15 protein-coding genes and 2 pseudogenes are annotated in these 19803 nt (G+C 36.1%); 7 read left to right on the top strand and 10 right to left on the bottom strand.

Annotated elements, in window-relative coordinates; all coding sequences use genetic code 11:
- Positions 1-638: 638 nt before the first annotated feature.
- From NOV28_RS04100 to NOV28_RS04090, 3 genes are all read right to left on the bottom strand, one after another.
- A complete protein-coding gene (locus NOV28_RS04100; protein ID WP_255927842.1) occupies positions 639-1055 on the bottom strand; it encodes a PIN domain-containing protein in 417 nt (138 codons plus the stop codon).
- Entirely contained in the window at positions 1055-1309 is a 255-nt protein-coding gene (locus NOV28_RS04095; RefSeq protein ID WP_255927840.1) for a DUF6364 family protein, read from the bottom strand. Before NOV28_RS04095 ends, NOV28_RS04100 begins: the two co-directional genes overlap by 1 nt.
- Positions 1310-1793: 484 nt before the next feature.
- Entirely contained in the window at positions 1794-2192 is a 399-nt protein-coding gene (locus NOV28_RS04090; RefSeq protein WP_255927838.1) for a hypothetical protein, read from the bottom strand.
- 289 nt (positions 2193-2481) lie between these two features.
- Here NOV28_RS04090 and NOV28_RS11235 point away from each other — a divergent pair.
- Positions 2482-2733 (top strand): annotated as a pseudogene (locus NOV28_RS11235) (phage integrase N-terminal SAM-like domain-containing protein); the annotation flags it as partial.
- A 12-nt stretch (positions 2734-2745) separates the two neighbouring features.
- Positions 2746-3033: pseudogene (locus NOV28_RS11230) on the top strand (transposase); the annotation flags it as partial.
- A gap of 637 nt (positions 3034-3670) precedes the next feature.
- Here NOV28_RS11230 and NOV28_RS04080 read toward each other — a convergent pair.
- Together NOV28_RS04080 and NOV28_RS04075 are read right to left on the bottom strand one after the other, a co-directional pair.
- The gene (locus tag NOV28_RS04080) at positions 3671-4180 is read right to left on the bottom strand and encodes a DUF6843 domain-containing protein (protein ID WP_255927836.1); all 510 of its coding nucleotides are present in this window, start codon (positions 4178-4180) and stop codon (positions 3671-3673) included.
- Positions 4181-4880: 700 nt separating this feature from the next.
- On the bottom strand, positions 4881-5399 hold the full coding sequence (locus tag NOV28_RS04075) for a hypothetical protein (RefSeq protein ID WP_255927834.1): 519 nt from the start codon (positions 5397-5399) through the stop codon (positions 4881-4883).
- 223 nt (positions 5400-5622) lie between these two features.
- Here NOV28_RS04075 and xerA point away from each other — a divergent pair, with 223 nt between their 5' ends.
- Positions 5623-6693: a site-specific tyrosine recombinase/integron integrase gene (gene xerA / locus NOV28_RS04070; RefSeq protein WP_380265234.1), complete on the top strand. Its 1071-nt coding sequence runs from the start codon at positions 5623-5625 to the stop codon at positions 6691-6693.
- A 381-nt stretch (positions 6694-7074) separates the two neighbouring features.
- Here the strand turns inward: xerA and typA are convergent, their stop codons facing one another.
- The 5 genes from typA to NOV28_RS04045 form a co-directional block, all read right to left on the bottom strand.
- Positions 7075-8880, bottom strand: a complete 1806-nt coding sequence (typA, locus tag NOV28_RS04065) for a translational GTPase TypA (protein ID WP_255927830.1) — start codon at positions 8878-8880, stop codon at positions 7075-7077.
- A gap of 305 nt (positions 8881-9185) precedes the next feature.
- Positions 9186-9422: an HP1242/YdcH family protein gene (locus NOV28_RS04060; protein WP_255927828.1), complete on the bottom strand. Its 237-nt coding sequence runs from the start codon at positions 9420-9422 to the stop codon at positions 9186-9188.
- Between the two features lie 87 nt (positions 9423-9509).
- Entirely contained in the window at positions 9510-10373 is an 864-nt protein-coding gene (locus NOV28_RS04055; RefSeq protein WP_255927826.1) for a GLPGLI family protein, read from the bottom strand.
- Positions 10374-10444: 71 nt separating this feature from the next.
- Positions 10445-12262: a M56 family metallopeptidase gene (locus NOV28_RS04050; protein ID WP_255927824.1), complete on the bottom strand. Its 1818-nt coding sequence runs from the start codon at positions 12260-12262 to the stop codon at positions 10445-10447.
- A complete protein-coding gene (locus NOV28_RS04045) occupies positions 12262-12627 on the bottom strand; it encodes a BlaI/MecI/CopY family transcriptional regulator (protein WP_255927822.1) in 366 nt (121 codons plus the stop codon). Before NOV28_RS04045 ends, NOV28_RS04050 begins: the two co-directional genes overlap by 1 nt.
- A gap of 197 nt (positions 12628-12824) precedes the next feature.
- On the opposite strand from NOV28_RS04045, the gene ychF reads away from it, so the two are divergent.
- From ychF to NOV28_RS04025, 4 genes are all read left to right on the top strand, one after another.
- Entirely contained in the window at positions 12825-13916 is a 1092-nt protein-coding gene (gene ychF, locus NOV28_RS04040; protein WP_255927820.1) for a redox-regulated ATPase YchF, read from the top strand.
- Between the two features lie 179 nt (positions 13917-14095).
- Entirely contained in the window at positions 14096-14887 is a 792-nt protein-coding gene (locus NOV28_RS04035) for a glucose 1-dehydrogenase (RefSeq protein WP_255927818.1), read from the top strand.
- A gap of 203 nt (positions 14888-15090) precedes the next feature.
- Positions 15091-16989 carry a DNA topoisomerase IV subunit B gene (locus NOV28_RS04030; RefSeq protein WP_255927817.1) on the top strand — a complete coding sequence of 633 codons (1899 nt, stop codon included), beginning with the start codon at positions 15091-15093 and terminating at the stop codon, positions 16987-16989.
- A 176-nt stretch (positions 16990-17165) separates the two neighbouring features.
- Positions 17166-19775: a DNA gyrase/topoisomerase IV subunit A gene (locus tag NOV28_RS04025; protein ID WP_255927816.1), complete on the top strand. Its 2610-nt coding sequence runs from the start codon at positions 17166-17168 to the stop codon at positions 19773-19775.
- Positions 19776-19803 lie beyond the last annotated feature (28 nt).

Here is a 19803-nt window from a genome sequence, read left to right as displayed (position 1 = left end):
TCAATTATCATTACCATTTTCACCTCAAATAATCCTATATTTTAACATATAAAAACGATATCCCTTTTTGAATTTCACTCCACCTAAAAACTGTTTTTGCCGGAAATGACCGTTTTTGCCGAAAACGACCATTTTTGCCGAAAAGGGAGGTTTTTGCCGATAGGAGGTTAGTGCCTTTATGGTGGGCTAGGACTGGGCTTTGCCTAGGCTTTGACTAGGGGAAAACTAGACCTTAAGAAAAGTGTTTTTGTACGATGACCTGGACATTACTTATACTTTCCTTTGACATTCCTTTGACATTCCTTTGACATTGCTTTGACTCTCTTGAATTAATGTATAAAATATCTGTTTGTGTATCTCTTCCCAACGTTCGCCCGCTGTAAAGATATGAATCAGGAGAATACACAGCGGGTAAGAGAATTTGTGTTCTGACACAAAGAAAACCCTTTCCAGACGCTACCAAGTGCCACAATAAAAGCAGTCCTTCCGAAAAAACTGCTTTGTATCTCTAAATTCTAAAAACGATATCCCCATAACAGAACCAAAACACCGCTGAAAAGCTACCGGAGCTTCCGTTCAACGGGCTTTCATCTTCTGTCCTGCGGACAAGACGAAAGCAAAGTTATTAGCAGAAGTCGCTATTTGAAAGTTTTTAAATAAATTTCAGGTTCCATTACAGACAAATTACTCGATTTATAATCTTTAATATTTCTCGTAATAATTATTTTGATTTCTTTGTCATTTTCAGCAGAAAAATTTTGTAAAGCATCTTCGAAATCTTTGAATTCAGAATTTAATGCATCCAAAACGCAAGTTTTATCAGTGGTAACAATGTCAAGAATATTCATTAACATTTTCAAGCTTTCAATTACTTTTTCATGTTTAGCCGTTTTTCTCAATAAATAATAAATATTGCTCAACATGATTGATGTGACAAATCCTTGAATCTGTTTGCTTTCACATAAACAAAAAATTTTTGAAGCATCATCTGAAAAAGGTTTTCTATCAAATAAAAAATCAAGAATTACATCTGTGTCAATTAAAACCTGGTTCATTACAAATATTTTTCAGTTAATCGGTCAGATAATTCCTTTTTATAGTCAAAATTTTTGGACATTTTGAATGAACCTTTTAATGACTTCAAAGTAGGAGATAACTCATCTTCTACTTTTGTGATGTTTTCTTCAGTTGTCAAAGCTTTAAGATAACTTTCGATTAAATCAGAAAGACTACGTTCTTTTTTTCGAGCGTATTTTTTAGCTTTTTCGATAATTGATTGCTCAATTGTTAAAGTTAGTTTTGTATTCATAATCTTCCTTTTGAATACAAATATACAAATTAATTTTTAATACGTAAAATTTTTGTGTTTTTTACACGTGCTTTTGTTTTTGCGATTTCTCCTAACGGCTCGGGGCTTTGAGATGGTGGGGCAATCGAAGCGCAGATCTTCAATTTTGCACTTAAGTTGAACCGAAGAACAACCGTTGAACTTTTCAGTTTCGCCCCACTATTGCAAAACCTCTGTTGAACTAAACCTCCGGTAGCTTTAGCATTCCCATAAATCAGTTACTTTGTAAAGTTTATTGAAAATGGCTGAAAACCACGCACAAAAAAAGAGACTTTTCTATAAGTCTCTTGAATAACTTTAAAATTTTCCGTCGATAATCCACTGAAGCTCAAGAATAGCCACCGGAGCTTCCGTTCAACGGGCTTTCATCTTGTGTCCTGCGGACAAGACGACCCGAACGAAGTGAACAGAGCGAAGCTAAAGCTTAGTTATTGTAGGCAGTTTTTTATTTCGATTGAATAACTTTTATTCCGTCAAAATAATCTCCGTTTTGTAGTCCTACAATTAAAGATCTATTAAGATTACTAGAGTTTTCGTTCATAATTATGATTATTTTTTTTCCATCCTCTTTTCTCTCGACTTTATAATCAGATGTTGTATAAATGAAATTTTTTGAAAACTTGTCAATGCTACTTAAATCTGCGTTATTTCCATTAAATGAAATTTCATTTAACCACCAATATGTCGACTGAGTTGTTATTTCAATCGTATTTGCATTAGAATTCACAGTTACATTTTTTTGAGATAATTTTATATTATCATCCCATTTTCCATCTTCACGTTCACAGGAAATTAACGAAATTGCGAAAAAGAAAAATGTTAAGAAAATTGCTGCTCTTTTCATATTAATAAATTTGATTGGTGTGCGTATCTTTAAAATTGCCTGCAACGGCGGGTATTTCTGTTGGCGGGGCTTTTATAACAAGTCTTTGTAAATATAACAAAATCTATAATTAGCGAAAATCTTTATGATGTAAACTTCAACCCCGCATCTTGCAAAACCCATGTTGAACTAAACCTCCGGTAGCTTTTCCCATTCGCCGTTTTAGTAGCTTTGTTTTTATTAACCTTTTAAAAACTCATGAAATAGCTACAAAAAAAAATCTCCGGAGGATTTAAGGACGAACAAATTCCTGAACCGTGCCTCGAGCGAAGTTAACGGTTTTGCCGAACTTCTGCAACGCTTCGAAAGAAATATTTCCATCCTGGGCAGAAGCAAGCGTACCTTCGACAATTATTCCCGTCACGTTGCAGCCTTAGTGCTTCATTTCGGTAAAGTCCCTACCGAATTAGACCCGGAAGACCTCAAAGATTACCTTTTTGAACTTCAAAAGCGATCAAAAACCCCTTCTCAGTCGTACTTTAAACATACCGTATACGGACTGCGGTTTTTGCTGATGACCCTCAGCAACGAAGAGTTTACGCGAAGGTTTTCCCTGCATATTCTGCCAAAAAGGTTTGTGCGGATCCGCCATTACGGGATTTTGAGCAGCAGCTGGAAACGTGGGAAACTTCAGACCCTGCAATCCGATTTAAAGATCAAGATCCCGGAGGTAACAACCAAAACGCTGCTCAATAAATGCCGGTGCTGCGGGAAAGGGAACCTTGTTACCATTGAGGTTTTCGGGCAGCGCGGTCCGCCGCAGGACTTTCTTTTCGTCACCCAACCTTTGTCTGCGGAATAACCTTGCGGGTAAGGGAAGCTTTGCTCTACCGCCAGTAAAACCCCGCAGAAACCACTTCCAAAGGCTACCCAACGCCAAAAAAAAAGCAGTCCTTCCGAAAAAACTGCTTTGTACCTCTAAATTCTAAAAACGACATCCCCATAAGAGGACCATCATACTGCTGAAAAGCCACCGGAGCTTCCGTTCAACGGGCTTTCATCTTCTGTCCTGCGGATAAGACGAAAGCTTAGTTATTATCTGTAGTTGTTTTTTAATCGATTTCATATTTTTTATAGAAAAAACAGTTAATTTTTTCTTTTAATGATTTTAGATATTTCCAAATAAGATACAATCAAAGCCCAAATTATTACAATAATTGCGATTGCATAATACAAGTTTTGGTTAATAAATTTACCTTCTCTGTTTAAAAATGAAATGAATAACATTAACAGAATAGATATATAAATAATTTTTGGTGTCAATAACGCTTTCATAAATTCTAGATAGTGCTTTATACAATTACAGATAACGGTTGGGTATTTCTGCAGGCGGGCTAGAAATACGAAATCTTTCTACTTGCTAAAAACTTTATTAATCGCTAAAATCTTCGATGAAAACTTCATACCCGCTTGTAGAAATATCTTGTTATACGACGTAGTTATTCATGCATTAAACTGTCAACTTTTGCGAATAGTTTTCGACGTAATTCATTCTGATTCGCATTTGGTTTTCCAATTATAATTCCGAACCATTTTTTAGCGTTTGGATTATTAGTTGACATTGTTATTTTATCACCAATCACATTTGCAAATTTTTTGCTAATGAATGAACCGTCCAAACCATCAAGTTGATATTGCTTATTTACATCAATATTATTTCTGTATTCATCTAACGCAAAATCCCTTAATTCTATTTTTTCTTTTCGTTCTCGATCAACCAGGTAGAATTTGTGATTTAATATACCTTTGTTTCTTTGAAACTCAACTTGTAAAATTCCATTTCCAGGAATTCGATAAACTACGTCGGTTTTGTAGTCAATATTTTTATTTGCATTATAAATAACCACAAAATTATCTATGTTTTTAGGAATTAAAAATATTTCTTTCGGTGTGGAATTTCCACAACCAAACAGAAAAAATATGGTAAAAAAAAGAATGATATTTTTCAAACGGTGATTGGTTTACTATGTCGTATAACGGTTAGGTATTTCTGTTGGCGGGGATTATAATAACTGGTTTTTGTAAATATAGCTAAAAGAACAACTAGCGAATATCTTTATGATGTAAACTTCAACCCCGCTAATAGAAATACACTGTTGTACGCAGTTTTTATTTAAATCAATTTAAGAGGTAATTACCAAATATCATAATTGAACAGATACCACTTGCAATGCTACCATAAAAAATTGATTGTGCTGAATATCCATATCCTGTTTTTTTTGTTAATCGTAACTTCCAAACAATAATTAGAATCAAACTAAAATTTAAGAGAACTAGAAATATCAGTAGTGATATCTCTAATTTTTCAACATCTGTAAACTGAAGAATTAAAAAATCAAAAGTTATGATTGTCAATCGTAATATTTCGTAAAAGTTTATTTTCTTAAAAACGCTAAAAATATTACTCATTTTTAACCATTTATATTTTATTAGTTGATTAATTTTTAAAGTGATAAACATTAATCAGTACTTTAATTGTCTTTTATTCACGTGATTTGGTGAATTGCGTACAACGGTTGGGTATTTCTGTTGGCGGGGATTATTATAATTGGTTTTTGTAAATATAACAGAAAGAAAAATTAGCGAAAATCTTCATGATGTAAACTTCAACCCCGCTAATAGAAATACCGTGTTATGCGAAGGCAAATGTTATTTTAGTTTGAAATTTTTACCTTCAATTCCTTTTATTGTATCATTTTCAATTAGGTATTCGTCATTTCTACTTTTTAGAAGAATTTTATCATTTTGCAGTTCTATGTCACCTGCAATAATATTAGTTTCATTGGTATTTATGTCAGTTTTAAAAATGGTAAAGTTATTTTTTTTCTTATCAACAAAAACTGAAAATTTTGACCCCTTATATTGAAAACTTCCACCTGAAAAATTTTCCTGCCTAAAGGTTTTGTGCGCTTTGCCAAGAACAAGGAGAAGAATAATCGGTGCTAAAATGATATTCGCCAAGAAAGCATTCGTAAATTTTGTTTTCTTTGTGAAATAAAGAATTCCGAAGATAATCACATTGATTATTACTGTAATAATAATAAGATTCTGTGCCGTAATCAAATCAGGATTTGAATATAATTTTGGCAGATAATAATAACGAACCAAAATCCAAAATATAATTATTTCTAAAATTACAATCAGTAAAATCTTTTCTATTGTTTTCATTTTTGCGGAGTCTGAATTGCTTTCGCATAACACTCAAATATACGCAACTTTCCTAAAGTACCAAAGAATTTTACAAACAAATTAAATAAATTAAGCAAAGTATTGTTTTATAGCATATTATGTCTAATTTTGCATTGCGCATTATAGATTGTTTTATTGCAAAATGGCTTTTATGTTGCTGTTTTTAAGATATTTTAACCTATACAAAAAACGAAGTATTTTGATTGATTTTTCTGATAAAAGATACACCTATTCGCCGGGTACACACCATGAATCTAAAGTGATTTGGGTAAGCTTCGAGAATGATAAGGAGCTTATTGCTCACCTACGAGCACATACCAAAGCCCGCTGGTCAGCTTCCCAAAAAAAGTGGTATGTGGCAGATACCAAACGCCACCGTGCGCTTTTTGGTCTTCAGGAAGAAATTACAGGAAAAGCGGTTCTGGCTAAAATTCATCTCATCAACCTGCCGGAGTTCAAACGTTATCAAGAACATCTGAAATTAAAAGGTTATAGTCCAAGTACCTTGCGCACATACAGCACAGAGTTTGCCCAACTGCTCTATGTCCTGAAAAGAAATCCTGTACAGGAGCTTACCCCTGAACGGTTGCGGTCTTATTTCCTTTATTGTCACGAAAAACTAAAACTGTCGGAAAGTGAAATCCACAGCCGAATGAATGCCGTGAAGTTTTATTTTGAACAAGTGCTGCACCGCCAAAAAATGTTTTTCGACATTCCCCGGCCAAAGAAAAAGCTCTTACTGCCCAAAATGTTGAACAAAGCTGAAATCAAGAAAATAATCGCCGCCACAGAAAACCCCAAACATGCACTGATCCTGAAAGTGTGTTATGGCATAGGGCTTCGCGTGAGTGAAGTGGTGGCACTAAAACTATCCGATATCGACAGTACTGAGATGCTGGTGCGGATAGAGCAGGGCAAAGGTAAGAAAGACCGCATTGCTGTACTTCCGGAAAGTCTGCTGCCTGAACTTCGGGATTATTACCTGAACTACCGCCCAAAGGTTTACCTTTTCGAGGGGCAAGATGGGGGAATGTATTCCATCAGATCTGCACAAGCCGTTTTTAAAAAAGCCATGGAAAAGGCAGGTATAAAAAAGAAAATTGGAATCCACGGTTTGCGTCATAGTTTTGCTACCCATTTGCTCGAAACAGGTACCGATATCCGCTTTATTCAGGAGCTCCTTGGGCATAATTCTATTAAAACCACCCAAATTTATACTCATGTAACAGATCTTTCAAAGTCCAGGATAAAAAGTCCGCTGGATTCTCTATAGATATTTTTAAAACGACTACCCCGTCCTATTTTCATCCTTTCTTTGAAAATTATCTAAACACGCACATTCTTATCAATTCTTACCAATTAATTACTGGTGATATTCCTTATTTTTTCTTCTCAGTCCGTTTCCCATATTCTCCTAGTTTCCTGCGACTCTCTTTCGCTATAACTCCAATATAAGCCCATTATAGGTCCAATATAAGTCCAATAAACTATTGAATTTACAATGGAGTTATAATGGATTAATAATGCATTTAATATACGGATAGCCTATAGATAACCTATAAAAACCCTATACCTTAGTAATCGTTTCATTGGGGATCAATACAAAAAAAGCCCCAAAAAATTGGGGCTTCACTGCTATTTATTTAAAAAGAATTTATCCTTTTGCTCCTCTTTCGATACGTTTTCTGTCGTTTTCAGAAAGAACTTTCTTACGCATTCTGATGAAGTTTGGTGTAATCTCAATAGCTTCGTCAGCTTGGATGTATTCCATACATTCTTCTAGTGAGAACTGGATTTTCGGAGCGATGCTGCCGTCTTTATCTTTTCCGGATGCACGCATGTTGTTCAGCTGTTTTGCTTCCACGATGTTTACAACCAAATCTCCAGGTTTGTTTTGTTCCCCGATGATCATTCCTTCATAGATTTCCTCGCCCGGATCAACAAAGAATTTACCTCTGTCTTGTAATTTAGCGATCGAATATTCGGTAGCTGGACCTTGGCTTTTACTTACCAAAACACCAACCAATCTTCCCGGAATTACTCCTTTGAAAGGTTTGTAATCTACGAAACGGTGTGCCATAATCGCTTCACCTGCAGTAGCGGTAAGCATTTGAGAACGCAATCCGATTAATCCTCTGGAAGGAATTTCGAATTCCATGTGTTGCATTTCGCCTTTGGTTTCCATGATGTGGAGGTCACCTTTTCTTTGAGTCGCCAAATCGATTACTCTAGAAGCATATTCTTCCGGTACATCAACAACCATTGATTCATACGGCTCACATTTCACGCCGTCGATTTCTCTTAGGATAACTTGTGGCTGTCCGATGGTCATTTCATAACCTTCTCTTCTCATAGTTTCAATTAACACAGAAAGGTGAAGGATTCCACGACCGAAAACTAGGAAAGTATTAGCATCATCAGTAGGTTCTACTCTCAATGCAAGGTTTTTCTCTAATTCTTTGGTTAATCTTTCTTTCAAGTGATTTGAAGTTACATATTTACCATCTTTCCCGAAGAAAGGGGAGTTGTTGATGGAGAATGTCATGTTCAAAGTAGGTTCATCGATTGCTGTTCTTGGCAATGGATCTGGGTTTTCTAAATCTACGAAAGAATCCCCGATTTGGAATTTGTCGAAACCTACGATTGCGCAGATATCTCCAGCTTTTACTTCCTGAACTTTCTTTTTACCAAGACCTTCGAAAACGTATAATTCTTTTACTTTTCCTTTGATGATGTTGCCGTCTTCTTGAGCTAAACCAATCCATTCAGATTCTTTCACAGTGCCTTGGGTGATTTTTCCGATCGCAATTCTTCCTAAGAAAGAAGAGAAATCCAAAGAAGTAATTTGCATTCTTAGAGGACCTTCTTTAGCATCAGGAGCTGGTACATGTTCTAAAATTCCGTCTAATAAAGGGAAAATGTTATCGGTTTCTTCTAATGAAGTGTTGAACCAACCTTGTTTTGATGATCCGTAGAACGTAGGGAAATCCAATTGCTCTTCGGTAGCATCTAGGTTAAAGAACAGATCGAATACTTGATCATGAACTTCATCCGGACGACAGTTTGGTTTATCAACTTTGTTAATAACTACTACTGGTCTTAATCCTAATTCCAAAGCTTTCTGCAATACAAAACGGGTTTGTGGCATTGGTCCTTCGAAAGCATCTACTAAAAGTAAAACCCCATCGGCCATTTTCAAAACTCTTTCTACCTCACCACCGAAATCGGCGTGACCAGGAGTATCGATTACATTAATTTTGGTGTCTTTGTAAGTTACCGAGATATTTTTAGATAAAATGGTAATTCCTCTTTCTCTCTCCAGGTCGTTGTTGTCCATAATCAGGTCTCCTGATTCTTGGTTTTCACGGAAAACACTGGTGGCGTGAATGATTTTGTCAACCAAAGTAGTCTTTCCGTGGTCAACGTGCGCAATAATTGCGATATTTCTAATGTTTTGCATAATCGTTTTTTGACGGTGCAAAAGTAAACTTTTTTAGCGGATAATTTGCAAAGTGATGTAGAATTAACAGAATTTAATGCTAAAAATTATAGAAAATGGAAAGTGATTTAGGTTTGAAGCTGAATTTACTCCCTGAAAATTTATCGAACTTCCTGAAACGAAAGGTTTTTACAACAAAAAAGCGACCCTTTTGGTCGCTTTTAGATTGCTTGACAATCTTCATATCATAGTGATTACTTCTATTATTTATTCGAAGGAAAATAATAAACAAAGTGTTTGCTATTTCTTCTAAGTACCCGAAAAAATTAATTGCTTTTTAAGAAGCTGTACAATTCATCCTTCAAATACACTCTTTTTCTTCGCAAATCCGTGAGGTGTTCGTCGGTTGTGTGATTTTGTTCGCCTTCTTCGTAATGCTGAATGAGCGCGTTCACTTCTTCATAATTCACATACATCTTCTTGAAATTGGCATCATCCAGCTTGAGTTGATTGATTTTATCTTCCATTTCAGGGAATTCGTGGGTGAGGTTGTGATTTTCCATGACTTTAAAATTTTGAATTTTTAATGAACTAAAGTTAAGGAAAATATCTATCAATAGTCATATGAAAATTATCAGTAAAACGAAGGCTTACTTTAGTAAATCGAGCTCGAGAAGATTATTGTCTTTCGCGTTTTTTGTTTTTGCACTTTGTTCTTTGTTTTTAATCATCTCGGCAGTACTGATTTTATTTCCGTTTTGGTCGGTCATTTGAAAGATTGCTCCGCTTGCTTGTGCTTGTCTGATTACTTTTGAAGGATCATTTCGGTCTTCTAAAAATAACTTTTTGTACTGCTTTTGATTGATTTCAATTTCTTTACTTTTCCCGATGAATTCGGAAGTTTTTTCGGGATTAGGCATAAATTTAGAAGTCCCAACGAGTTCAAATTGATGTGTTTTGGTGCGATCTTCAAGCTTAATGATTAATCCAGGCAAACCGTGAAATTTATAAGGTCCATCTTGGAACGGCAATTCCGTTGAAAACCAAGCAACCCATTGTCTTCCTGCGAATTCTGTTGTTGCTTTTTGTGCATTGAATTCTCCGATTTTCTGTTTGTCGGATAAAATCGACCAAACTAATTTTCGGTCGTCTGCAACTTTATAAGAATCAATTCCAATATTTGTTGCGGTGAAAATATTGAATTCAGGATATTCTTTTAAGATTTTGTATCTCACACTTCCTTTTCTTTGCGACATTATTTTTGAATCCACATTCATGGAACCGGTAGTCTTGATTTGATTTTCAAAATATGCATTCATAATCGAATCTGAAACAAACACATCGCGACTGTAAAATGTGGAACCATCTTTCAAAATATCAAGATTCATCAGCTCTTTGGTGATTTCCTGTTTGTTTAAAGTGTCTTTTACGAACTGATATTGGTAACTAAACCGTTGGTTTTGAGCAATAAATAGGTTGAAAGCCAATGTGAAGAAGACGATATATTTTTTCATAGAAAATTTTTAATTGAAGATATAAAAAATGCCATAGGTTTTATGAAAAAAATTCTGGCATTTATAATCGATTATTTTTTGGTAGTGATGTAGATTTCTCCGGATTTTGAGTCGCCGTTTCCTTTCTTGAAAACTTCGATTTTCTCAATCTTGTCGGGCGGAAATTGCTCCATTTCAGTTTTGCTAACAGGTTTTTTATCAATGTAGATTTTTACATTTTCATTCGTCAACATATTCCCATTATTATTCTGATTATCGAGAATGATGATTTTGGAATTGGCCTTTTCAGTAGCGAGTTTTGCTTTGGTTTCCGCTTCTGCAATTTTCTTTTTAAATTCAGGAGAATTGAATTTTTTTTCGGCTTCTTTAGCACGCTTTTCGGCTTCTTTTAATTTTCTTTTAAATTCCGGGGAATTGACCAATATTTCTGCTTCTTGAGCTTTTTCCTCGGCATCTTTAATTCTCTTTTGGAATTCGGGCGAATTTACTTTCTTTTCTACTTCTGCAGCAGTCAGTTCAGAGGCTTTTATTTTAGCTTTGAAAGCATCGGAACTATAATATTGGTCAATTTGGGCATAAAGTTGATCCAATTCTATAAATTTCAGTTCGAGCATTTTCTGATTTTTTTTGAATTCATCCGTATCGAAAATCGAACTCATTTTATCGTCCAAAACTTTCATTTCTTTTTCAAGATTTTTAAATCTCGGACTTTCGAAATCTTTTTTCTTCGAAAGTTTTTGCATTTCTTCCGATTTTGCTCGCATTTCTTGGCTGATTTTCAGGCCTTCTTCGTTCTTTTTGAGCATTAATTCTTTGTAAGGTTCGATCATTTTTTGCTTTTCCGCAATTTGATCCTGAATTTTCTGAAGAGAAGATTGATTTAAAGAATCGTTATCGCCGAATAACTCTTGATTTTTCTCTTGAATTTTGGTTCCGTCGGTTCCTTGTACAGCGTCTTTCGGTACGATGGTGTCTTTTTTAATTTCAGCAACCATTTGCTCTATTTCCCGATTGGTTTTGGTAATTTCTTTGTTTTTCGCATTAATCATATAGATGAAAGCGAGCGCAAACAGCAGTGGCAATGCTAGTATTCTCCGCGCATAACTGTATTTTGTTTTTGATTTTTTAAGCATTGTTAATCTTTTTTTGAGGTTAGAATTAAGAAACGGACTGGTTGCGGGTAACTGTTTTCCGGAAAAGTGACTCGCCAAAAGCATCTGCGCAAATGCTTTCGTGTCCGAATTTTTGATGGCTTTTTTATCTGCCAAATATTCGTGTATTAAACTGATTTCTTTTTTGATAAGATGAAAAACGGGATTCCACCAAAACACAGCGGTTACTATCTCGGTAAAGATTTTGTCTCGCGAATGTTTCTGTTCGATGTGTACCATTTCGTGCTTCAGAATTTGGCGTCCCAAATCGGATTGAATGAGGATGGTGTCTTTCCAAAATAAATTCTTGAAGAATGAAAAAGGTGCTTCGGAAAGATTGGTTTGATAGAAGTTGATGCCTTCGAAATGTTCTTTGCTAAACTCCTTTTTCAGTTGTTGAATCTTGAATATTCCGTAGAATAATTTGCCTAAATAAAAGATAGAAACCAATCCAACAACGAAAGCAATAAGTTGAAAATAAGGGAAATCATGGTTTAAAGTTTTTGTAGAGTTAAAATTTTGTAACTTACTATATAATAAATAAATATCTGTGTTTACCTCGATTGTAAAATAACTAATTTTAAAAAAGGGTAGTATCATACTCAATACCAAAACTCCCAGCAAATAGAAGCGGTTATAATGATGAAATGTCTTGTCTTTTAGAAACAACTGATAGTATAAAAACATTACACCGGAAGCCAAAAAAACTTTCCCGAAATAGATGAATAGCGCCTCCATTAGTCTTTACTTTTGAGTTCATCGAGTAGCATTTCCAGATCTTCTACGCTCAATTCGTTTTTCTCTACAAGAAAAGAAACGGCGTTTTTGTACGATCCTTCAAAGTAATTTTTTACCAAACTGTTCATTGATTTTCCGCTGTAATTTTCTTTGGAAACTAAAGGGAAATATTCGTGCTGTCTGCCGAAAACCTGGTAATCGACAAAGTTTTTATCTTTTAAAACCTTTAAAATTGTAGAAACCGTGTTGCTGTGTGGTTTTGGCTCTGGAAATTGGTCGAGAAGGTCTTTCAGAAAGGCTTTTTCGAGGTCCCAAAGGTATTGCATCACTTGTTCTTCAGCTTTCGTCAGGGAAGGGATTTTCATATCACTATTTATTTAGTGATACAAATGTAGAAATTAATTCCATTAATACAACTATTTTTTTAGTGATATTGAAAAGTAATAGATAAGTTTTTGAAAATCAATATAAAATATTTTAAAAAAGTTTAAAAATACCTTCTTATTTTCATGAAATAAAATAGGATAAAAATCTTATCTTTGCACACCTATAAAAATAATATATGAAATGTGGAATTGTAGGTTTGCCCAATGTAGGTAAATCAACCCTCTTTAATTGTTTAAGTAACGCCAAAGCGCAATCGGCGAATTATCCTTTCTGTACTATCGAACCTAACTTGGGAACAGTTTCTGTACCAGATCCGAGATTGGTGGAGTTGGAGAAACTGGTCAATCCTGAAAGAGTTTTGCCGGCGGTAGTAGAAATTGTAGACATCGCAGGTTTGGTGAAAGGCGCGAGCAAAGGAGAAGGTTTGGGAAATCAATTTCTTGCTAATATACGCGAATGTGAAGCTATTATTCATGTTTTAAGATGCTTCGAAAATGGGAATATTATTCACGTAGAAGGTTCCGTAGATCCAATGAGAGACAAGGAAATCATCGATATCGAATTGCAGTTGAAAGATTTGGAAACCCTTGGAAAAGCGGTGGATAAAGCCAAAAAATTCATTAAATCTGGTAAAAAAGACGATATCTTAACTTACGAAACGCTGTTAGCATTGCAAAAATTTGTGGAAGATGGTAAAAACGTTCGTGAGTTTCCAGCAGATGAAGCGCAAAAAGCCATCATCGACGAGGTTCATCTTTTGACTAAAAAACCGGTTTTGTATGTGTGTAATGTGGATGAAAACTCCATCAAAAACGGAAATGAGTGGATTGCCAGAATTGAAGAAATGGCAGCTAAAGAAAACGCGGAAGTGGTTGTTTTAGCAGCACAAATTGAAGCTGATATCAATGAATTAGAAACTTTCGAAGAAAGACAAATGTTCCTGGAAGAACTCGGTTTGGAAGAACCAGGTGTAAACCGTTTGATCCGTAAAGCCTACGAACTTTTGCAATTACAAGTATATTTCACGGTAGGAGTGAAGGAAGTTCGCGCATGGACCATCGGAAAAGGATGGACAGCGCCACAAGCAGCGGGTGTCATTCACACCGATTTCGAGAAAGGATTCATCCGTGCGGAAGTGATTAAGTATGATGATTACATCCATTACGGTTCCGAAGCCAAAATTAAAGAAGCAGGAAAAATGGGTGTTGAAGGGAAAGAATACATCGTTCAGGATGGTGATATTATGAATTTCCGTTTTAATGTGTAATTGATTTTCTTTATAAAATACAATCCGTCGTGCTTTTTCAGCGCGGCGGATTTTTTTTTGCATTTTTAGAGCTAGTTCATAAAATTCTGAAAAGAATTTTTAATATTTTGTTAAATTGATCTATGGTAATATTGGTCTTCTATTAAAGCCGTAACTTTATCTCAATAAAAACAGATAAAATGACAGACTTTAAAAACAAAACAGTAATTATTACCGGTGCAGCGATGGGGCTTGGTCTTGCTACAGCCGAAGAATTGGCTTCTCGTGGAGCTAACTTAACTTTAGTAGATTATAATGAAACTGAATTAAATAAAGCCAAAGAGGAGCTTGCAGGCAAATATCCGGAGGCTAAATTTTTAACGGTAGTAGCAGATGTTTCTAACGAAGATGCTGTGAAAAACTATGTGGAAGCTACTGAGAAAGAATTTGGTACCATCGATGGTTTCTACAACAACGCAGGAATCGAAGGAAAACAAGCATCCCTCGTGGAATATGATATCAATGTCTTTAAAAAAGTGGTGGATATCAACTTGATGGGTGTTTATTACGGACTTCGATATGTAATCCCGGTGATGCAGAAAAACGGAGGTGGAAAAATTGTGAATGTTGCATCTGTCGGTGGTATTCGCGGTGTAATGAATCAAACTCCATATGTAGCCACCAAACACGCTGTAGCAGGTATTACTAAAAATACAGCATTGGAGTACGGTCGAGACAATATTCTCACCAACGCCATTGCACCGGGAGCGATCTTAACACCAATGGTAGCAGAAGCTTTCCGAGAAGTAAATCCAGCAGATCCAAAAGCAGCAGAAGCGCAATATGCATCCAGAAACCCGACCAAACGTTTGGGTAAACCTTCTGAAGTCGCAAAAGTAGTAGCTTTCCTTTTAAGTGAAGACAACGGATATGTTTCCGGACAAATTATTGCTATTGATGGTGGTGAAAGTAATATTTACGGAAATTCTTAATCAAAAATTAGGAGGGAATAAAAGTAAAATATTCCTGAAAACTGAGATAAACCGCCTATAGATTCTAAAAGATGAATACAAAATCCGCCACGCTGAAAAGTGTGGCGGATTTTTTATCCACAAAATTTCCTTTACAATTCTTTTATCGTTATTTTTGTGAGTTGCCACTTTTTTTTGATTATTTTGTGGGGCAAACAAATTCTATGAGTGAAATTTTACATGAACAATATACCGAGGACAACATAAAAACTCTGGAGCCCCGCGAGCACGTGCGCCTGCGTCCGGGGATGTACATTGGGAAACTCGGTGATGGGTCTTCCGCCGATGACGGAATTTACATTTTGTTGAAAGAAGCAGTGGATAATTCCATTGATGAATTCCGGATGAAATACGGAAAGCGAATCGATGTGAAAATCTCCGATGGCAAAGTGACGGTTCGAGATTTCGGACGTGGAATTCCGCTTGGAAAGATTGTGGAAGTAGTTTCCATTATGAATACCGGTGGAAAATACGACGAGGGTGCATTCAAAAAATCCATTGGGTTAAATGGTGTCGGAACCAAGGCAGTGAATTTTCTTTCAAAATATTTTCAGGTGAAATCTGTTCGCGAGGGCAAAATGCGCCGCGCTGAATTTGTCGAAGGTAGGCTGGAAACTCTTCACGAAGAGGTAGAAACCAGCGAAAGAAATGGTACCGAAATTACTTTTATTCCGGATGAAACGATTTTTGTGAATTATAAATTCCGAACTGAATACGTTTCTCGAATGTTGCGGAATTATACTTACCTCAATCTTGGTTTAAAAATCTACTTCAACGGCGAAGTTTATGAATCTCAAAATGGCTTAAAAGACCTTTTAGAAGAAGAAATAGAGGGCGAAATCGTTTATCCGATCATCCACATCAAGGATGAGGATATGGAAGTAGCAATCACTCACTCCGATAAATCGCAGTCGGAAACTTATTTTTCCTTTGTTAATGGGCAATATACTTCGCAAGGTGGAACGCATTTGAATGCCTTTAAAGAGGCTTATGTGAAAACCATTCGCGAGTTTTACAATAAAAACTTCGAGGCAGCGGATATCCGAAAAGCCATTATCGGCGCGATTTATATCAATGTAGGAAACCCGGTTTTTGAATCTCAAACTAAGACCAAACTGGGCTCTACCACGATGGGACAAGATAAAGATAAGAATGAGCTCGAGACTATCAAAACTTTTGTTACCAATAATCTCAAAAACAAACTCGACAATTATCTTCATCAGCATCCCGAAACTGCCGAGGCGATTCTGAAAAAAATCCTTATCTCCGAAAGAGAAAGAAAAGAACTTTCCGGAATACAGAAACTCGCACGTGAAAGAGCTAAAAAAGTTTCTTTACACAATAAAAAACTCCGCGATTGTAGACAGCATTACAACGACCAAAAAGCAGTAAGAAAGGGAGAAACGATGATATTCATCACCGAGGGTGATTCAGCATCAGGTTCCATCACCAAATCCCGCGATGTGGAAACGCAGGCGGTATTTTCGCTGAAAGGAAAACCATTGAACTGTTTTGGTTTAACCAAAAGAGTGGTGTACGAAAACGAGGAATTCAACTTGCTTCAAGCGGCTTTAAATATTGAAGATTCTCTGGAAGATCTTCGTTACAACCACGTCATTATCGCTACTGATGCCGATGTTGACGGGATGCACATCCGGTTGCTGATGATTACTTTCTTCCTTCAGTTTTTCCCGGATTTGATTAAAAACGGACATCTTTATATTTTGCAAACTCCACTTTTTAGAGTGAGAAATAAGAAGGAAACGCGTTATTGCTATTCCGAACCAGAAAGAATCAAAGCATTGAATGAGTTGGGCAAAAATCCTGAAATCACCCGATTTAAAGGATTGGGAGAAATTTCTCCCGATGAGTTCAAGCATTTTATTGGCAAAGACATTCGCCTAGAGCCGGTGGTTTTAGGAAAAGATCAAACGATAGAGCAGATTTTAGAATTTTACATGGGAAAAAACACCCCTGATCGCCAAACTTTTATCCTTGAAAATCTGGTTGTAGAAGATCCGGATATTGATAAAAAAGAGGTTTTATCGGATATGGAAAGCTAAATTTAAACCCTAAATGCCTTAATTTTTAAAAAACTATATATCACTATTTCGAGTAAAAAAAGTCATTCTATTATTTTGAAATACGACATTTCTTATCTTACCAAAAATGAATTGAAAGACTTGAAAATGTCATTAAGCAAAGTGATTAAAACCAATAAAGAGAGAGAAAATAATTGATGGAAGAACAAGAAAATCACCACGAAGAATCACTGAAAAAAGTTTCCGGCCTTTATAAAGATTGGTTTTTAGATTACGCCTCCTACGTTATTTTGGATCGGGCGATTCCTTCTATTTTTGATGGTTTCAAACCGGTTCAGCGCAGAATTATGCATTCCATGCGCGAGTTGGAAGACGGGCGCTACAATAAAGTGGCCAATATCGTAGGGAATACCATGAAATATCACCCGCATGGTGACGCTTCAATTACCGATGCTATGGTACAAATCGGGCAAAAGGAACTTCTCATCGATACTCAAGGAAACTGGGGAAATATCTACACCGGAGATTCTGCCGCTGCAGCGAGATACATCGAGGCAAGATTGACGCCTTTCGCTTTGGAAGTTGTTTTCAATCCGAAAACCACACATTGGTCTAAATCTTATGACGGACGAAACAATGAACCGGTCGATCTTCCCGTAAAATTTCCATTATTACTTGCTTCCGGCGTGGAAGGAATTGGCGTTGGACTTTCCACGAAAATTATGCCTCATAATTTCAATGAACTAATTAATGCTTCCATCGCACATTTAAAAGGTAAAAAATTCGAACTTTTCCCCGATTTCATCACCGGTGGAATGCTCGATGTTTCCAATTACAACGACGGCGAAAGAGGTGGAAGAATTCGAGCGAGAGCAAGAATTGTTCATAAAGATAAAAATATCCTTTGCATCACTGAACTTCCGTTTGGTAAAAATACCGGCGACCTCATTGATTCGATTATCAAAGCCAATGAGAAAGGGAAAATAAAGATCAAAAAAATCGAGGATAATACTTCGGATACGGTAGAAATCAATATTCACCTTACCAACGATGTTTCTCCCGATAAAACCATTGATGCACTGTATGCTTTCACCGATTGTGAAATCCCGATTTCTCCGAATGCATGCGTGATTGTTGGCGATAAACCTGAATTTTTGACGGTTTCTGAAATCCTTAGAAGAAATACCAATCACACCGTTTCTTTGCTTAAAAAAGAGCTTGAAATTGAACTTCATGAGTTACTGGAAAACTGGCATTTTGCTTCATTGGAACGTATTTTCATCGAGAATAGAATTTACCACGACATCGAAGAGGTAAAATCTTGGGAAGAAGTGATTGCGACCATTGATAAAGGTCTAAAACCGCATACCAAACATTTGCTTCGTGCCGTAACCGAAGAAGATATTTTGAGATTGACGGAGATTAGAATTAAAAGAATTTCCCGTTTCGATCTTGATAAATTTAAAGAAAATATCCTCGCTCTTGAAGGAAAAATAGAGCAGGTAAAATACCATTTGGAGAATCTAATTGCTTATGCGATAGATTATTACACTAATATTCAAAAAAAATACGGTAAAGGTAAAGAGCGAAAAACCGAATTGCGCGTTTTCGATACCATTGATGCGACGAAAGTTGCGGTGGCGAACGAAAAATTTTATGCTAATTTCGAGGAAGGTTTCATTGGAACTTCATTGAAAAAAGACCAGTATTTGTTTGATTGTTCGGATATCGACGACATCATTACTTTCCAAAAAGATGGAACGATGAAAGTCGTGAAAGTAGAAGCCAAAACCTTTATCGGAAAAAATATTGTGCATGTTGCCGTTTGGAAAAAGAACGATAAACGCACGGTTTACAACATGATTTACCGCGAAGGAAGCTCTGGACCGTATTATATGAAACGCTTTTCTGTAACTGGAGTAACCCGAAATACGGATTACAAATTGGCTTCCGACAAGAAGGGTTCGGAAATGCTTTATTTTTCTGCCAATCCAAATGGTGAAGCGGAATTGGTAACTGTTTTATTGAAACCCAACGCAAGAGTTAGAAAGAACAAAATTGAAATCGATTTCTCCGATCTTGCTATTAAAGGTCGAGATTCCAAAGGAAATTTGGTGACGAAATATGCAGTGAAAAAAGTGGATTTAAAAGAAGAGGGTCATTCCACTTTGGCGCCTCGAAAAATCTGGTTTGATGATACCGTGAGACGTTTAAATGCTGATGCAAGAGGAACTTTGCTTGGAAGTTTCAAAGGAGATGATAAAATTTTGACCATCAATTCTCAGGGAGAAGCGAAATTGGTTTCATTTGATTTGATGAACCGCTTTGATGATGAATATTTGATCCTCGAAAAATGGAAACCGGAACAGCCGATAATTTGTATTTATTTTGATGGCGAAAAACAAATTTATTTCATCAAACGATTTTTGCTCGATAATACGACGAATGTTCAGCATTTTATGCCTTCCGATCATCCGAAGTCTTTTATAGAAAATGTGGTAGTGGCCAATAATTCTACTTTGGAACTCGTTTTTGCGAAAGAAAAAGATAAAGTGAAAGACCCGGAAACAATTACAACCGACGAATTTATCGCTGTGAAAGGCATCAAAGCCATCGGAAATCAATTGACCAAAAATAAGGTGAAAAGCATCAACATCACCATTCCGGAACCGGAAGAAGAAATCAATGAAGGTTTCGATTCGGTGGAATCTACCGAGGGACACATTAGTTTTATTGACCAAGATGTGAAGGACGAAGATTTCCCAGAAGAAGGAACCATCGGTGAACTTTTTGATTTCGGAGAATAAATTGGAGTAGAATTTAAAAAAAACCGTC

Origin of the sequence: Kaistella montana, from assembly GCF_024436175.1 — a bacterium.
Taxonomy (GTDB): domain Bacteria; phylum Bacteroidota; class Bacteroidia; order Flavobacteriales; family Weeksellaceae; genus Kaistella; species Kaistella montana.
The sequence above is the reverse complement of the archived record's forward strand: the minus strand, read 5'-3'. Positions and strand labels throughout refer to the sequence as shown.

What these genes read in the sequence shown, in the direction of transcription:
- NOV28_RS04100 (WP_255927842.1), bottom strand. Translation starts at nt 1,055, where the DNA reads ATGAACCAGGTTTTAATTGACACAGATGTAATTCTTGATTTTTTATTT.
- NOV28_RS04095 (WP_255927840.1), bottom strand. Translation starts at nt 1,309, where the DNA reads ATGAATACAAAACTAACTTTAACAATTGAGCAATCAATTATCGAAAAA.
- NOV28_RS04090 (WP_255927838.1), bottom strand. Translation starts at nt 2,192, where the DNA reads ATGAAAAGAGCAGCAATTTTCTTAACATTTTTCTTTTTCGCAATTTCG.
- NOV28_RS04075 (WP_255927834.1), bottom strand. Translation starts at nt 5,399, where the DNA reads ATGAAAACAATAGAAAAGATTTTACTGATTGTAATTTTAGAAATAATT.
- typA (WP_255927830.1), bottom strand. Translation starts at nt 8,880, where the DNA reads ATGCAAAACATTAGAAATATCGCAATTATTGCGCACGTTGACCACGGA.
- NOV28_RS04060 (WP_255927828.1), bottom strand. Translation starts at nt 9,422, where the DNA reads ATGGAAAATCACAACCTCACCCACGAATTCCCTGAAATGGAAGATAAA.
- NOV28_RS04055 (WP_255927826.1), bottom strand. Translation starts at nt 10,373, where the DNA reads ATGAAAAAATATATCGTCTTCTTCACATTGGCTTTCAACCTATTTATT.
- NOV28_RS04050 (WP_255927824.1), bottom strand. Translation starts at nt 12,262, where the DNA reads ATGGAGGCGCTATTCATCTATTTCGGGAAAGTTTTTTTGGCTTCCGGT.
- NOV28_RS04045 (WP_255927822.1), bottom strand. Translation starts at nt 12,627, where the DNA reads ATGAAAATCCCTTCCCTGACGAAAGCTGAAGAACAAGTGATGCAATAC.
- ychF (WP_255927820.1), top strand. Translation starts at nt 12,825, where the DNA reads ATGAAATGTGGAATTGTAGGTTTGCCCAATGTAGGTAAATCAACCCTC.
- NOV28_RS04035 (WP_255927818.1), top strand. Translation starts at nt 14,096, where the DNA reads ATGACAGACTTTAAAAACAAAACAGTAATTATTACCGGTGCAGCGATG.
- NOV28_RS04030 (WP_255927817.1), top strand. Translation starts at nt 15,091, where the DNA reads ATGAGTGAAATTTTACATGAACAATATACCGAGGACAACATAAAAACT.
- NOV28_RS04025 (WP_255927816.1), top strand. Translation starts at nt 17,166, where the DNA reads ATGGAAGAACAAGAAAATCACCACGAAGAATCACTGAAAAAAGTTTCC.